Origin of the sequence: Pseudoalteromonas umbrosa (assembly GCF_030125375.1) — a bacterium.
Lineage (GTDB): Bacteria > Pseudomonadota > Gammaproteobacteria > Enterobacterales > Alteromonadaceae > Pseudoalteromonas > Pseudoalteromonas umbrosa.
On the sequence record NZ_JASJUU010000004.1, the window covers coordinates 147,141 to 161,578 of the forward strand.

Genomic DNA, 14,438 nt, shown 5'->3' on the forward strand with positions numbered 1-14,438 from the left:
ATGATAATTGATTGCACCGCCAAGGATCTATCCGGGGTTTGGGTAGAAGCTTGACTAAACGGACTCTTTATTTACAGGCTAGGTACTATGGGGATTTCATACCACAGTTACATTGGGGCAACTGTTGATCAGTTACCGCAGCTTCCGTGTTCGACAAGCGGACACCTTTCATTGAGCACACCAGTCGGCAGTTGTGTTGATAAATTTGGTCGGGTTTGGTTAGCGGATACCGCGCACAATCGGGTGTTGGTATTTGATTCCAAGATGGATCAAATTTTGGCAAGCTTTGGCACCGTAGGGGCGGGGCCTGAACAATTCAATATGCCCTTTAGGTTAGTTGCGCACCCAGATAAGAACTGGATATATGTCACTGATATTGGCAATTTTAGAGTGCATATTCTGTCTTATTCAGAGTCATTAGAGATTAAAACCGTGAAGATCTTTGGTAATGAACCTGAGGTCGCACTGAGAGGCCCTAACGGTATCGTGGTGCATAATGGTAAGCTATGTGTGGCTGATGAATTCTATGAAGGTCAGCACAGTGAATCTCGATTGGTGATTTTTAGTGAAGATGGCCAATTTGAGCGCACAATTGAAGAAATAGTACCTGAAAACGGCGGTGATACGGTGCATTTACTTTGGCCGCAAGGGCTGAGTTTAGATAAAGATGGCCATATTTACATTTCAAACACGGGCTTTTCGACGGTCGTGCGCTGCGACTGGCAAGGTAGAGGTGTTCCCTTTAGCGCTACAGGCAAATGCTACATTGATGGCTTAGCGCTTTCTCGCGGTGTGACAGTGATACAAAATCGTGTATTGATCCCCGGTGGAAAAGCTAATGCGATTTCTGTGTATGACTTAAATGGCCAATTTATGGGGAGCTTAGATGGCTTTTTTGCGCCGGTACAAATCACCGAATTTAATGACCCGCAAACCATGTTGATAACTGAACCGTTTTTAGCTTCATTGCAAAAGCATACGGTCAATCTTGCCACGCTCAAAGGCGGAAAGTCACGCTCAACCAAGGTGCTTAAAGCAATTGGGGACGAACGGGATAACCCCGGCCAGTTGCACTTTGTGACCTCGGTGGTGGGTGATGTGACGCAAACTCAATCGGGCTACTCGAGCAATGCTCCTTTGCTTGAACACTGGATTGAACATCAACTTACGTTGCAAGATCAGCTGCTTAAAGTAATGCAGCCACCGGGTTTGCCATCTTGGCTGAGTATTGCCCTGTCAGCGCAAACTGAGTGGGTGCAAAGGTGGCAGCAAACCATGGTACGTGTTTTTCTTAACGATAAGTTTGATGACCCAGAAGACTTACTCTGGATGATGGACTCAGGCAATTATCAATTACAGGCCACTGAAGACGGTAAAAGTGATTCAGCCAGACCGATAAGCTTACCCATGCTACCAGGCTCTTTGGGCATTGCAGCTCTGACGCCAAATAAACCGCTGCCAGGTCAGCTGGATTACAGCGTGCCTTTACTGGTCGTGAGCAACTACCTCAGTGGTATAGTGACCATTTTGCAATATAACGACACCTTGGGGGAACTTGTGCCTTATACCGTATTTGGTGGTCTTGGCACAGGTGATGAGCAGCTCAACCAACCGCAGGGGATCGCCATCGATCCAACTAATAACGACATTTTAATTGCAGATTCGGGTAATAACCGCATTTGTCGCTGGCGACTTTCGGATACCGGTGGGCCATTTTTAGTGCACACTTTCGGTCGCTTAGGCGCTGAGCATGGAGAGTTTCACACGCCATCCGATATCACCGTCGATGAACAAGGTCAGTGCTTTGTCACGGACCAAAATAACAACCGCATTGAGGTGTTTGACAGTCATGGCAAGTGGTTACGTAGTTTTGGCAAAGAGGGCTACGGCACCGCAAGTGAAAGCTTTTTACTGCCGACTAGTATTGATCACGAGAATGGCTACTTATTTGTCTCTGATTTAGTGAATAGAGCCATAAAAGTGTTCAACTGCTCTGGTGAGTTTTTAGAGTCATTCAGTGGGTTTGGCGCTGACAGAGACAAAGGCCAGTTGTGGCTGCCGTACTTGCTGCATGTAAAAAACAACAAGGTCTACTTACCAGATTGTGCCTTGAATAGAGTCAACGTGTATCAATTTAATATTTAACAAGGACTGTACATCCGCTATGACTGGACGTGGTATGTAAACATAGCCATGTGTACAGGGAATGCCTGGGGGAATTATGGAAAGTGTATTTAAGCGTGCGCAGGGGAAAAAACTGTCACACCGCAAATCTCAAGAGTCGAATGGTGTTTGCCAAAAATCAGAGGCAGACTCTAAGCAATTATTACAGCAGTTTCAGGATGTGATTAAGCATGTTGAAACCAATGCCGAGGATGAAGGGTCGTGCAAAGATGCATTGCGACGCTTGTATACCAGCCATGAGTCCAGCTTTTCTGCTAAGAAAGTGACTGGTCCGCACGAGTAACAAGGAGGTGTCATGAACTTTTCAATTCACAATGCGCCCATCAGCACACGGGCGTGGATGATAGTGGTGCTATTTGCTATTGGTTTGTTTGCTAATTCCTTGTTGGATGCTCACAACACCAACAAGCATATGCGTGCCAATTATGAGTATGGCGTGCAGCTCATCATTGAAAGCGCATTGGGTGTGATCAATCATTATTATGAGCAAAGTCGAAGCGGTGCGCTGAGTGAAGAAGAAGCAAAGCGACTCGCTTTGGTATCTATCTCGGCTATGCGCTTTGATAATGGCAATTATATCTTTGTTGCCGACAAAGACGGCATACAGCTCGCGTCAGGTCTTAAGCACTTACTGGGGACTAACATTTTGCCGCTCAAAGACGGTAACGGAAAACTCTTTGTTGAAGAGTTGTACGCAACCGGTAAAAGCGGTGGCGGGTTTGTCGAGTACCTCTGGAAAACATCCCCTGATGCCACTGAGCTGACACCTAAAACCAGCTATGCTGATTATTTTCACGAATGGGACTGGATGATAGGCACGGGCATCAACATTACCGCTTTAGAAGAAGACATTGCGCAGTCGCAGATGATCTCCTTGATGAATGTGGTCATGGTGTTGGCTGTTTTATCTACCTTGGTGATTTACTTTATTCGCAGCATTACAAAGCCAATCAAGAGCACGGTATCTGCAATGCGCGACTTGGCCAGTGGCGAAGGGGATTTAACCCAGCGACTAAAAGAAGAGGGCAGTAAAGAGTTGATTGACTTGGCGCAGTACTTCAACCGCTTTGTTGGCTCTATTCAAGATATCATGCTCAGCGTTAGTGCCGCAGGCACCCAGTTGTCGGATTCAGCCAATCGCTTGTCTTCCTCAGTATCATCGGTTGATATGAATTTAAATCAACAAAGAAGTGACACCGAGCAGCTTGCTGGCGCCATGAACGAGATGCTCACAGCCGTGACAGAAGTGTCGGGAAGAACGGTGGATGCCTCAGAGTTTAGTGTCAAAGCGGCGAAGCAAACTGAGCAAAGTCTAGAAATCATCGAGTGTAATATTCAAAAGTCGCAATTACTGGCACAAGACATTGGCGAAGCCAGCCAAGTAATAGCAAGGCTTGCAGCGGATAGCCGCAATGTAGATACGGTATTGGAGGTGATTCGAGGCATTGCTGAGCAAACTAACTTGCTGGCCCTTAACGCAGCGATTGAAGCTGCCCGAGCAGGTGAAGCTGGACGAGGTTTTGCGGTGGTGGCAGATGAAGTACGCACCTTGTCACTGCGCACGCAAGAGTCAACGATTGAGATTCAAACCATCATTGAGAAGCTCCAAGCGGGGGCTGAGCAAGCGGTAGAGGTAATGAGTAAAGGCGCAGAAAAAGCCTCAAATACTTCAGAGATCTCCTCATCAGCAGGGGATGCCCTAAATGAAATTGCCCAAGAAGTTCATGCTATTCAAGGTATGAATCAGCAGATATCCGCTGCCACAGAACAGCAAACCATGACAGTGAATGGCATCAATCAAAACGTAGCTAATTTAAATGACGGCTCAACGTCCCTTGCCAGCGAGTCGACCTTAATGGCGACTGCCAGTGAAGAGCTCAGTCAGGTCTCCGAAGATATGATGAGAATGATCAACCGCTTTAAGTTGGCGTAACGCTTCGGCGGAAATGCCAGTGTCTTAATACTTGATATTAACAGCAAACAAAAAACCAGATTGAAATCTGGTTTTTTGTTTTTGGGTGTCCTATGTTTGGGAGTTGTCAATTATTGTTGGTTACTGTGTTTACCACCAACTTATATTGAGGTCATAATATGATGAATGCTTTGATTTTTCCTATAAACGGCATTTGAGAAACGTCTTATATTAAACCTGAGTGACCTCTCATGTTAGTCTACTCTTTTTCACATTTAATTTATCTAGACGTCTGAAAGACTAACAATGACAAGTCTCAAGGCTTAATTAAGTGGGTAAAGTATGATTCAGGTACAATTCACTGACGATCTAGATGTCGCGTCAGATAAAACCTTAAACGCAGTAAATATCCAAAGACAAGATTATATGCAACAAAAAAATGATGTTCAGTGTGCTAAATGGAATAAGATACCCACAGGAAGTACATTAAATCATCATTGGGCGGATGCCAATATTCGTGCTGCAATTCAAAATAAAGTTACCGCAGGCACTACCACGACCAAATCTTACCTAACAGGCATGAAAGCGGGCTATGATACGCTGGTAAACCCCAGAACACTTGATGCCACAACGACTCAAACGGTTAATGCTTTAGCTGGCGATAACTCTGTTAAGTTAGGGTTATTTAACAGCTCTCATACTGACTTAGTAAAAGCTTATACGGGATATTACAATAACCTTTTTTATTGGCCGGACAAATACAGAACTGGAGATGCGGGAGGTGCTGACGACCAGCCATTAGACCAAGGTATTTTGCTAGGTAGTTTGGATAATTGGGAGCCCAGTGATGGTTATAAAACCGCTGGGCATGGTATGAAAAAAGTTGGGGCTACTGAAGAGCGAGCAAGAATCCAATGGGCTAAGACGAGTCTTGAGGCCGCAATAGGAAAGATCACCTAACGAATTCGACTCTATTTTTTGTACGTGGGCATATATAAAAGGAAGCCTATGCACCGATTCAAGACTGATTTAGCTCAACTGAGTATTAATGAGAGGCCTATTCAAGTGAACTTGAGAGTAAACGATCCAAAAGTACTTCATTGGTTGAACAGTTTAGTTCCTGAGCCTTCTTTATTAACAGCATTACTAACCCATGCCATGATGAGAGGGCTCGTACTGTTCTAGTTCCAATCGGAATGATTTAACTTTTGCTGTTAACTTCTCAAGCCTACTTGGAAGGTGTGAACACACGACGAATAAGCTTTGCACTATTGCTTTGCTCTTAGTGTGTCGATGATTTTGGCATCAACCCAATATGGGCCGCCAACGACATAGCGGCTGCCATCCGTATTGGTTTTGACATCGCCTTTCCAAAAAAACAGGTATTTACCATCTGGGGTTACCTTAGGTCTTTGCTCATAAAGCGGGGTATTGATTTGATCCCCCATATTAATCGCTTTGCCCCAAGAGCCGTCTTTTTGCTTAAAGCTGATATAGATATCAGGGGTGCTTTCACCTTCTTTTTCGGCGTCCCACATTAAATAGGACTCATCTGGGGCAACAAAGGGGTGTGCAATGTATTTGCCTTGGTTGACGGCGTCACTCATTTTGATCGGTGTTTCATACTGGCCATCAATAAGGCGCGAATAACTCATGTGTCCGCTGCCATCTTTTAAATCTAACTCATAAAAAAACTGGGTGCCTGCTGATGAAGTTGTGAAGCCCACCACGGGGATGTCTTTGAACACGGCATGTTGCTTGAGTGTTTCAACACTTGGGCTAAATTGCTCGTTATAGGTTTTGGCGGCTTCTGCCGAGACAAGGTGCTGGTGCCATTGGTTGTTATGGTGCTTTATTACATACAAGTCAGGATAGGCGCCTTTTTCGTAACGCGTGAAAGACAGTGCGCTCATATCGTGTAAAAACAGCACTTCGCTTTCAAGGGATTGTTCTGTGCTTACAATACCTGGTGCGAATGGTTTTGGGGTTAAGTCTGGTGGTGTTTGCCCAAGGTAGGGACCGGTAGCCGAGAGCGCTTTGCTCGTGGTGCTGCTCGCTGAGTTTTCCGCTGCAGTGCCTGTGCTGGTTACTAGTAATAGCGTGAGTGCAATGGTGCTTTGCTGTTGTAATGGTTTGCTCATAATAGCCTCTTTGTGAAACGCAATGACATCAAGTTGACAGGCACTTAGGTACCGGACAACTTAAAGCACCTTAAATCTTCCAAAATATGGGGTTTAGCTGTTTTTTATAAAATATATTCATATATTTCAGCTTGTTATGATTGGTTTGAATGTGTGTGAGTATTAACCTGTGGTTCAGCGATTTGTTTGGAGAATGAGAAAATACATCGTTAGGGGTTATTGATATGCTGCTTTTGGCATAGCACAATGCCTGTATCACCATATTGACTCAACGTGATTAACGCACGTGTAAATAAAGAATAATAAAAATAGGTCTCTAAATGGACAATCGCCGATCAGAATATGTGCCCAATACTGAATGTGACACGCCTTTGTTGGCGCATGCATACCAGCTTGGTCCATGGCATATATGCCCGAAAACCAACCGCATACAAAGCGAGTCGTTTACATGTGTGCTTGATAACAAGAGTATGCAATTACTACTGCTGCTGATAAAACATGCCGGTCAAACAGTTGATAAAGCGTCTATTTTTGAGCAGGTTTGGGCGGGCAAAGTGGTGTCTGCGGATATTCTGTCTGTCACCATGAGTAAAATCCGCAAAGCCCTCAATGATGATGCGCGCAATCCCAAGTTTATAAAAACCATTCCCAATGAAGGCTATGTCTTGATAGCACCCGTTGACGTTATCGCACAGTCAAGTGAGAAGGCTGCGCAATCTGGGTATAGCAAGTATGTTGCAGTGTGCATATTGTTACTTATTATTTTAGTGGCTTGGTTGGTACGACTGCCAAGTGAGCAAGCCAGCACTGCGCAGGTTAATGTGAATTCAATCGCAGTTTTACCATTTGAAGATTTAAGTCCGATGCAAGATAGCCGCTATTTTGCAACAGGTTTGTCGGATGGCATTATTCATCAGTTAGCGCAGATTAAATCGCTTAAAGTGATCTCCCGCGACTCTTCATTTGCTTATCAAAGCAGTGATAATGCCACAGAGGTTGGCAAGGTGCTGCAAGTTGACGCTGTTTTGACGGGCAATATACAAAAAATGGCAGAGCAAATACGGGTGCAAGTGCGTGTAATTGATACGCAAACGGGTCAACTGCTGTGGTCAAAAATCTTTGATGAAAATAGTAAAAATAGTTTTAAACTACAAGATGAAGTGAGTACTTATTTACTTGGTGTGGTTTATCCTGATTCAATCTCCTCTAAACCCATTATAAAAACGCTCGATGCGCAAGCCTATGAATGGTATCTGATGGGGCAGTATCATTGGCGTCAACGCAGCCCCGATGCGCTGCAACAGGCTGTCAGTTACTTTAAACACAGCTTAGAACTTGAGCCGGATTATGCCGATGCCCATATTGGCTTGGCTGTGAGTTATGCATTGTCCCATACCTATGGCAGCATGCCTGAGCTTAAAGCCATTGATGCGGCGATGCCCCATATTAAACACGCGCTGCAACTTGCCCCTGATTCGGCCATGGGGCAGGCCGCGTATGGCATGATTTTGTCAGACAAGGCCAAAGCAACGGGGGATTTTGCGCTTTACCGACAGGCTGAAGCAGCCTTGGTGCGAGCCCTTGAGATTGAAAACAGCGCCATGACACATCTTTGGTACGCCACCTTGTTGGCTCGTCTTGGTAAGCAACTAGAGGCTGTAGTGCATTTAGAGCAGGCCATTGTGCTCAACCCTTTATCGGCTTCATTAAAACGTGAACTGAGTTTTTTATTAAAGGCAATGAGTAAGCCGGACTCGGCACAGCGTATGTATCAGCAAGCGCTTTTGCAACAGGCGGATGCAAAGACTCAGTGGCTGGATTTTGCCAAAGTTCATAGACATACCAAAGACTCTATTTTAGCCATGTTGGCGTGGCAGCAACAGGCGCCTGAGTTATTTGAGAGCTGTAGTAGTATCGAGGTGTGCGAACAGCAAGTATTGGCCTATTTAAGTGTCGGCGCTACGCAGGCAGCCCAAGCATTGTTAAACAAAATGCAGCCATTACATGGCCACTTTAGTCACTCCCTAACGCTTTTTGAACTTGGCTCGCAGCAGCAAGACGCGCAAATATTGGCATTGATCCAAACAAGGGTGTTTAAGCTGCCCTACAACGCACGGGCAAGGTTTGAGTTGGCTCAGGCTCAGTTTCGTGCAGCGCAATTTAAGGCGGCCAAAAATACGCTCTTGCAATTGTACCCCCAGTGGCAAAACCAACGCGTGGGTGAGTCTTTTTCGGTGACGGCTGATAATTATCAAGCGGTGACTTTATACGCGGCGACCTTAAAGCAATTACATGATGTCGAAAGTGCAGAGCGACTTTTAAATGCGGTAAAGACATTTATTTTGCAAGGCGATGTAGTCGACCGAGCTCAAGCGCAACTGGTACTGGCTCAGGCGCATGCTCTGCTAGGGCATACCTCACAGGCTTTGGCATACTTAAATACTGCACTCAAGTTGGGCTGGATGGACTCATTTAATCAGCAGTGGTGGACGCTTGAGCATGACTATTTGCTCGCGCCATTACACAATGATGCGCATTTTTCTGATTTGCTAGAACTGCATATGCAAAGTAAAGAGTTACTGCGTAATGCAATCGAGCAGGAGAATTGATGGCTTATTTAAATAGATATAAACGCAGATAGTAAGGTCTAGAATGATTTATCTCAGCGTGATTTCACCTTGCAAAGCCCAAGCTGTCAATGTGCTTGGGCATGTGTTTTGTTATTTACCTGGAAGAACAAGTCCGCATCCTATCCTGCTACCAGAGCCACCAATCGGCTGTGTTAAGTGGTCGTCTTGATTTGCGTGGATCATCAATACAGAGCCATCTTCATCAAGCAGCGCTGGTTTATTGCCTCGACCACTGACTGATACCAACTCGGAATACAGTTCAACGTGCACTGACCCATCCTTGCGGACAATTAGGTTTGGTAAATTACCTTCATGAGGGCCTTTCGGGTGGTAATAACCATGTGGTTTGCCTGATGGCATGATATGGCCTTTGGCTTTTTTAAAGTGATGCTTGTCAACACAGGTGCCGACTTCGTGAAAGTGCATGCCATGTTTGCCAGCTGGTAGGCCATTGGCAATGATTTCAATCACGACACCTTCATTGCCCTGAGTGTACTGCGCAGTACCGACTTGCTTGCCTTGGTTATTGATAATTTTACTGTGGGCAACTTCGCCAATTTGATGCTCGGCGAATACGTGAGTTGAGAGTGTTACAAAAGACAGGGCTAAAAATGTTTTTTTCATTTTCCATTCCTTAATAAACTACCCGCACACAGTATGTGGGGCAAATCGGCGTTAACTATTTAGCGTGAGCGCTAAAAACTTGAATGTATTGAAGATACGATAGGGCGCTAATATATGATCATGTGTTGAATTATAAAACCAAGTATCTACAGGGTTATTAGGAAGTGGACTGTTTTTTAATCAGTAAATATAAATGAAAAAGGTCATGTAAAAGCTAGGGAATAGGAATGTTATGTACGATATTAATGCAAGGTGGGAAGTTTTTTAGTCTTTTTTTAAGGTTTTAAGTGCTGCTAAACCTGAACTTTTATTTTTAGCTTTTAAATTTGATTTGTTGGTTTTTATTCTTTGTTGTTTTTTTTTGATTTTAATTAAATAGTTTTTTTAGTTTTTTAATTTCTTTGAGGTTTAACGGTTTTTTATTAAATTAATGCTTTGAATTAATTCAGGGAAGTAATTGTTTTAAATGGGTACCTTATATAGGGTCGTATTTAGAGGACAGGCTCATCCAAATATTGATATTGATGACGCTAATCAAGAATTATGTACACTAATGGGGTTTTCGTCACATTCGTACGACAAGCTATTTAGTTGGTAAGTGTTTGCGTTAGCTAAAAACTCAGTAAAAAATAAGTAGATATACAGTTAGATAAACTGCAATCAATTGGGCTTATTGTATATTTAAAAGGTGGTGATAGTGCAATTAAGCAGGAAAAGCCATCCAATAATTTAAATCTAGGCGAATTTTCAAACATAGTTAAAAAGTCTTTATTGAATGCCTTTACTTAAACCATATTGTCGCTTTAAGTGTTTAAAGCGGCAATATTAATAAAACGGATTGAGCTATGCAGTGTTTATCCTCTTTCTAAAGCAAACATGGGTGGCTTTAATCTTCAGGTCCATTCATAGTAAACACCAAGTGTTTGCGCATATCTTTTAAGATCACCCCTTTTTTCACCATGGCGGCACTCAGGCGCTTTTGCCATTTGAGTAGGTCCGGTTTTGCAGCTTCTAATGCTTGTTCATTTTCAAACTGAAAGCACAATAATAAAGAGCTCGGGAATAGATGAAACTCCATATCAAACCAACATTGCAGCATACCTGGGATTTCTTCACGCGCTTGTGCTTCGAGTCTGTCAGCAACATCAAGTACCAATGCTTGTTGTTTTTCTTGCACTTTAGAGAGTTTTTTCATTTTTGAGCTCCGATCCAGCTTTAAAATAGGTTGGCAGTGCTGCGGATTATACCCAAGTAAGGCTAGGGACAACAACGTCAAAGCACCGCGCTTTTTCAATAGCAATATGTCCTACTTTGACCAAGATTAAAGTAGGCTGTACGACATAAGGAGTATGTTGGCTCAAGTGCGGGCTTCGCAGCCAAGTGCCTCGAGGGTACTGACCTCGCTCATCCATGAATTCGCCTTCAAGGACTAAGATCTCCTCTCCACCAAAGTGTGTATGCGGCATAAATCGCTCATTAGCAGGCCATTTTACCAGTGCAGTGTGTTGCTGCTCATAGCTGTGCAATGGCATCACTTGCAAATGACCTTGTCCTTGCTGCCAAGGTGTTTCATGGGTGTTTATTCTAACGGTTTTTGAGTCTTGGGCGTCAAACTGGTTGAGTTTGACAAAAATCACACAGCCTTGTTGGCTAAATGGTGCATGTACACTATTTGGCGGATTGCGTAAATATGTGCCAGCAGGGTAGTCACCATGTTCATCAGAGAAGACGCCTTCTAGTACAAATATTTCTTCACCAAGCGGATGTGGATGAGGTTTAAACGCCGAGCCTGCTTCGTATTTTACGATGCTGGTGGTATGTCCTGACTCTTTATCCTCGCGCTCCAAAGGCTTTCGCCAAACCCCTTTGGCGGGGCTGGCAAGCCAAGGTTGAGTGGCGGTGTTAATCACAAGCGGCTGTGCAAAATTCATGTTTAGCATAGAGTTACCCTTTTGAGCCAACGCCCTGTTGTTATATTTTAGTTTCTACCCGCCATAACGCCGCCATCGACGTCCATAATGGTGCCCGTTATCCAGCTTGATTCATCGGATAATAAAAATAAGATACTGTTTGCGACATCAACGGGTTCACCAATTCGGCCAATGGGATGAAAGTCGTTAAATGAAGCAAGCGCCTGTTTAATCTCTGCGGGCGGTATGAATGCGCCGTAAATGGGTGTTTGCACAACCGCAGGGGCGACAGCATTGACGCGAATGTTGTTATCCGCCAATTCCATAGCGAGATGTTGCGTAAACGCATGTAGCCCAGCTTTAGCCATAGAGTACGCACTAGAGGGAGTTGCCTTGATGGCTTGCTTGGCCCACATCGAGCCAATATTGACAATGTTCCCGCCATCAAAGCGGTTCATATTTTTTACTACGGCTTGGGTGAGTAAAAAGGTCGCCTTATTCAAATCATGGTACTTGTCATAGTCTGCAAGGGTATGGTCAACAAACGAGGTGGGAGAGAAGTATCCCGCGGCGTTAACAAGGTAGCGATAGTGTGTTGATGACTCAACTATCTGCTTTGCCAGCGTCATCACCGACTGGGTATCGTATAGGTTGATTTGTTTGCCAGTCACAGTGCCTAGCTCGCTCAAGGCACTGACTGCTGAATCTAACTTGTGTTGGTTATTGGCCACAATCTCGACTGCAACTCCGGCTTGTAACAGTTGCTTGGCTGTGGCGTACCCCATGCCGCTTGAACCACCAATGATGAGGGCTGTGCCTGTATTTGAAAAAGTCATAATCACGTCTCTTGTTTTTAAAAGTCGTGATAAGATTAAATTTAATAAAAGCCTCTGAATAGTAAGTACAAATTGGTTAGCTAGGTACTTTTTGGTACATCTTTATGACATCACAAGAAAAAAAATTTTCAAGAAAATTGGCACCGCAATCCAGTGCACGCATGGTCGAGACTATCTACGGCTGTAAATGGTCGTTGACTGTATATCAGTTATTGCATGCTGGGGTAAATCGACCGGGTGAAATGGTGCGTCAAGTTGAGGGCTTATCCACCAAGGTACTTAATCAATGTTTAAAGCGTAATGTTGAGTTTGGCATTTTAGAGAAACAGGTTTTTAATGAATTACCGCCACGGGTGGAGTATCAAGTAACGGCCTTTGGTGAAAAGTTTTTGGCGATTTTGGCGCAGTTAGAGGCTCTGCAAGCGGAGATAGATGGCGACTAACGAGTGGCCTTTTACATGTAAAACTGCACTGAGGCTAGGATATGAGCAGGTTTGTATTGATTTTTGAACAGTAAAGAACAAAGCCAGTCAATAAATCACCATATCCATAACTTGAAAATATATATCATTCCGAATCATTCTTTTCAGTATCGCAATAATTTATTACTGTGCGCGCTAGATAAAAATTCCGATTTATCTTCTTTTTAGATTTTCTCTCGTACGAATCATTCAAAGGTAACGATATGTCCTTCATCGCCATGGTGAGTCTTGCTGTTTTTGCTGCAATCCTCATTGTTTTATTTCAAACCCAGAAAAAAGGGGCTACGCTTTCTCGCCTCGTTTTAATCGGCCTGTCATTAGGTAGTGTATTTGGCTTCGCCTTACAGTTTTTCTTGGGGGAAGGGCATCAAGCCATCACAGAAACCCTAAATTGGACGAATGTGGTCGGTAGCGGCTATGTCGCATTACTGAAGATGATCATCATGCCATTGGTTTTGGTGTCTATGGTGGCTGCGGTTGTGCGACTAGATAAGTCAGGGGCACTTGGCAAAATCAGTGGCATTACGATTTCAGTGCTGGTAATCACCACCATGATAGCCGCGCTTATAGGTATTTTTATTACGCAATTATTTGGCCTCAGTGCTGAAGGCTTAACCGAGGGCGCACGCGAAACATCTCGCATTGCGGTGCTTGAGTCCCGCAGTGAAACGGTCAGTGACTTGTCTATTCCACAAATGTTATTAAGCTTTATCCCGACAAATATTTTCCAAGACTTAGCGTGGGAGCGTTCAACGTCTATTATCGCAGTGGTGATTTTTGGTATTTTGGTGGGCATTGCAGCACGCAAAGTAATGAGTGAACGTGAAGAGCTAGAAGCGCCAATTCGCACATTTGTAGAAACCTTACAAGCAGTTGTGATGCGTTTGGTGAAGATGGTGATTTCATTGACACCATATGGTGTTGCGGCCTTGATGGCCAAAGTGGTGGCAACATCAAGCCTAGCTGATATTACTAATTTACTGGGCTTTATCGTCGCTTCTTATGTGGCTATTTTCTTAATGTTTGTGGTACACGGCTTATTGGTTGGCTTATTTGGCGTGAGTCCTAAGCAGTTTTTCCAAAAAATCTGGCCGGTGCTGACGTTTGCATTTACGTCTCGCAGCAGTGCAGCAACCATTCCACTGAACGTGGATACGCAAATTAATAAGCTTAACGTGCCGCCTGCGATTGCGAACTTGTCAGCATCATTTGGCGCGACGATTGGTCAAAATGGCTGTGCGGGTATCTATCCTGCAATGCTGGCAGTGATGGTTGCACCAAGTGTGGGTATCAACCCGATGGATATTTCGTTTATTTTATCGCTTGTGGCCATTGTCGCAATTAGCTCATTTGGTATTGCTGGCGTTGGTGGTGGTGCAACATTTGCGGCACTGATTGTACTACCAGCAATGGGTTTGCCTGTGACTATCGCAGCGTTGCTTATTTCTATTGAGCCGCTGATTGATATGGCTCGTACAGCGCTTAATGTATCGGGGTCGATGACCGCAGGTACGATTACACACCGTATTTTAGGTGAGAAAGCCGCAGCTCAAGCGCCCGCAGAGCCGGTTGCTCAATCTTCATAATAAGAAAAATAAGGGGTCTACATGACCCCTTATTTTTACTTTGTCACAGTACTTTTTGACCTACGAATCCCACTTTGTTGCTTAACTTTTTGCTTGTTTCCATTTAGTGACTTGCCTATCACCGTGCGCCTGA

General features: G+C 44.2%; 13 protein-coding genes. 8 read left to right on the forward strand and 5 right to left on the reverse strand.

The genetic code is table 11. The annotated features are described in order from the left end of the window. Positions 1-87: 87 nt before the first annotated feature. The 5 genes from QNM16_RS15545 to QNM16_RS15565 all read left to right on the forward strand — a co-directional run bounded on the left by QNM16_RS15545 (position 88) and on the right by QNM16_RS15565 (position 5,281). Positions 88-2,145 carry an NHL repeat-containing protein gene (locus QNM16_RS15545; protein ID WP_284021362.1) on the forward strand — a complete coding sequence of 686 codons (2,058 nt, stop codon included), beginning with the start codon at positions 88-90 and terminating at the stop codon, positions 2,143-2,145. A gap of 76 nt (positions 2,146-2,221) precedes the next feature. After that, positions 2,222-2,467: a hypothetical protein gene (locus QNM16_RS15550; RefSeq protein WP_063362546.1), complete on the forward strand. Its 246-nt coding sequence runs from the start codon at positions 2,222-2,224 to the stop codon at positions 2,465-2,467. Between the two features lie 12 nt (positions 2,468-2,479). Next, positions 2,480-4,117 carry a methyl-accepting chemotaxis protein gene (locus tag QNM16_RS15555; RefSeq protein WP_284021363.1) on the forward strand — a complete coding sequence of 546 codons (1,638 nt, stop codon included), beginning with the start codon at positions 2,480-2,482 and terminating at the stop codon, positions 4,115-4,117. A gap of 321 nt (positions 4,118-4,438) precedes the next feature. Then, complete coding sequence (locus tag QNM16_RS15560) at positions 4,439-5,056, forward strand: hypothetical protein (RefSeq protein WP_284021364.1); 618 nt, start codon at positions 4,439-4,441, stop codon at positions 5,054-5,056. 48 nt (positions 5,057-5,104) lie between these two features. Beyond that, positions 5,105-5,281, forward strand: a complete 177-nt coding sequence (locus QNM16_RS15565) for a hypothetical protein (RefSeq protein WP_284021365.1) — start codon at positions 5,105-5,107, stop codon at positions 5,279-5,281. A gap of 83 nt (positions 5,282-5,364) precedes the next feature. On the opposite strand, the gene QNM16_RS15570 is transcribed toward QNM16_RS15565, so the two are convergent. Then, entirely contained in the window at positions 5,365-6,237 is an 873-nt protein-coding gene (locus tag QNM16_RS15570; RefSeq protein ID WP_284021366.1) for a hypothetical protein, read from the reverse strand. 320 nt (positions 6,238-6,557) lie between these two features. Here QNM16_RS15570 and QNM16_RS15575 point away from each other — a divergent pair, with 320 nt between their 5' ends. Then, the gene (locus tag QNM16_RS15575; protein ID WP_284021367.1) at positions 6,558-8,846 is read left to right on the forward strand and encodes a FlgO family outer membrane protein; all 2,289 of its coding nucleotides are present in this window, start codon (positions 6,558-6,560) and stop codon (positions 8,844-8,846) included. Between the two features lie 111 nt (positions 8,847-8,957). Here the strand turns inward: QNM16_RS15575 and QNM16_RS15580 are convergent, their stop codons facing one another. The 4 genes from QNM16_RS15580 to QNM16_RS15595 form a co-directional block, all read right to left on the reverse strand. Further along, a complete protein-coding gene (locus QNM16_RS15580) occupies positions 8,958-9,491 on the reverse strand; it encodes a superoxide dismutase family protein (RefSeq protein WP_284021368.1) in 534 nt (177 codons plus the stop codon). Between the two features lie 886 nt (positions 9,492-10,377). Continuing rightward, positions 10,378-10,686: a hypothetical protein gene (locus QNM16_RS15585; protein WP_046356341.1), complete on the reverse strand. Its 309-nt coding sequence runs from the start codon at positions 10,684-10,686 to the stop codon at positions 10,378-10,380. Positions 10,687-10,732: 46 nt separating this feature from the next. Continuing rightward, on the reverse strand, positions 10,733-11,431 hold the full coding sequence (locus QNM16_RS15590; RefSeq protein ID WP_284021369.1) for a cupin domain-containing protein: 699 nt from the start codon (positions 11,429-11,431) through the stop codon (positions 10,733-10,735). A 38-nt stretch (positions 11,432-11,469) separates the two neighbouring features. Next, positions 11,470-12,237, reverse strand: coding sequence for an SDR family NAD(P)-dependent oxidoreductase (locus QNM16_RS15595; RefSeq protein ID WP_284021370.1), 768 nt, complete (start codon positions 12,235-12,237; stop codon positions 11,470-11,472). Between the two features lie 104 nt (positions 12,238-12,341). On the opposite strand from QNM16_RS15595, the gene QNM16_RS15600 reads away from it, so the two are divergent. After that, positions 12,342-12,680, forward strand: coding sequence for a winged helix-turn-helix transcriptional regulator (locus tag QNM16_RS15600; protein ID WP_063362557.1), 339 nt, complete (start codon positions 12,342-12,344; stop codon positions 12,678-12,680). A gap of 242 nt (positions 12,681-12,922) precedes the next feature. Next, complete coding sequence (locus QNM16_RS15605; RefSeq protein WP_284021371.1) at positions 12,923-14,305, forward strand: L-cystine transporter; 1,383 nt, start codon at positions 12,923-12,925, stop codon at positions 14,303-14,305. The last annotated feature ends 133 nt before the right edge of the window (positions 14,306-14,438 follow it).

What these genes read in the sequence shown, in the direction of transcription:
- QNM16_RS15595 (WP_284021370.1), bottom strand. Translation starts at nt 12,237, where the DNA reads ATGACTTTTTCAAATACAGGCACAGCCCTCATCATTGGTGGTTCAAGC.
- QNM16_RS15585 (WP_046356341.1), bottom strand. Translation starts at nt 10,686, where the DNA reads ATGAAAAAACTCTCTAAAGTGCAAGAAAAACAACAAGCATTGGTACTT.
- QNM16_RS15570 (WP_284021366.1), bottom strand. Translation starts at nt 6,237, where the DNA reads ATGAGCAAACCATTACAACAGCAAAGCACCATTGCACTCACGCTATTA.
- QNM16_RS15555 (WP_284021363.1), top strand. Translation starts at nt 2,480, where the DNA reads ATGAACTTTTCAATTCACAATGCGCCCATCAGCACACGGGCGTGGATG.
- QNM16_RS15590 (WP_284021369.1), bottom strand. Translation starts at nt 11,431, where the DNA reads ATGCTAAACATGAATTTTGCACAGCCGCTTGTGATTAACACCGCCACT.
- QNM16_RS15560 (WP_284021364.1), top strand. Translation starts at nt 4,439, where the DNA reads ATGATTCAGGTACAATTCACTGACGATCTAGATGTCGCGTCAGATAAA.
- QNM16_RS15580 (WP_284021368.1), bottom strand. Translation starts at nt 9,491, where the DNA reads ATGAAAAAAACATTTTTAGCCCTGTCTTTTGTAACACTCTCAACTCAC.
- QNM16_RS15550 (WP_063362546.1), top strand. Translation starts at nt 2,222, where the DNA reads ATGGAAAGTGTATTTAAGCGTGCGCAGGGGAAAAAACTGTCACACCGC.
- QNM16_RS15545 (WP_284021362.1), top strand. Translation starts at nt 88, where the DNA reads ATGGGGATTTCATACCACAGTTACATTGGGGCAACTGTTGATCAGTTA.
- QNM16_RS15600 (WP_063362557.1), top strand. Translation starts at nt 12,342, where the DNA reads ATGACATCACAAGAAAAAAAATTTTCAAGAAAATTGGCACCGCAATCC.
- QNM16_RS15565 (WP_284021365.1), top strand. Translation starts at nt 5,105, where the DNA reads ATGCACCGATTCAAGACTGATTTAGCTCAACTGAGTATTAATGAGAGG.
- QNM16_RS15605 (WP_284021371.1), top strand. Translation starts at nt 12,923, where the DNA reads ATGTCCTTCATCGCCATGGTGAGTCTTGCTGTTTTTGCTGCAATCCTC.
- QNM16_RS15575 (WP_284021367.1), top strand. Translation starts at nt 6,558, where the DNA reads ATGGACAATCGCCGATCAGAATATGTGCCCAATACTGAATGTGACACG.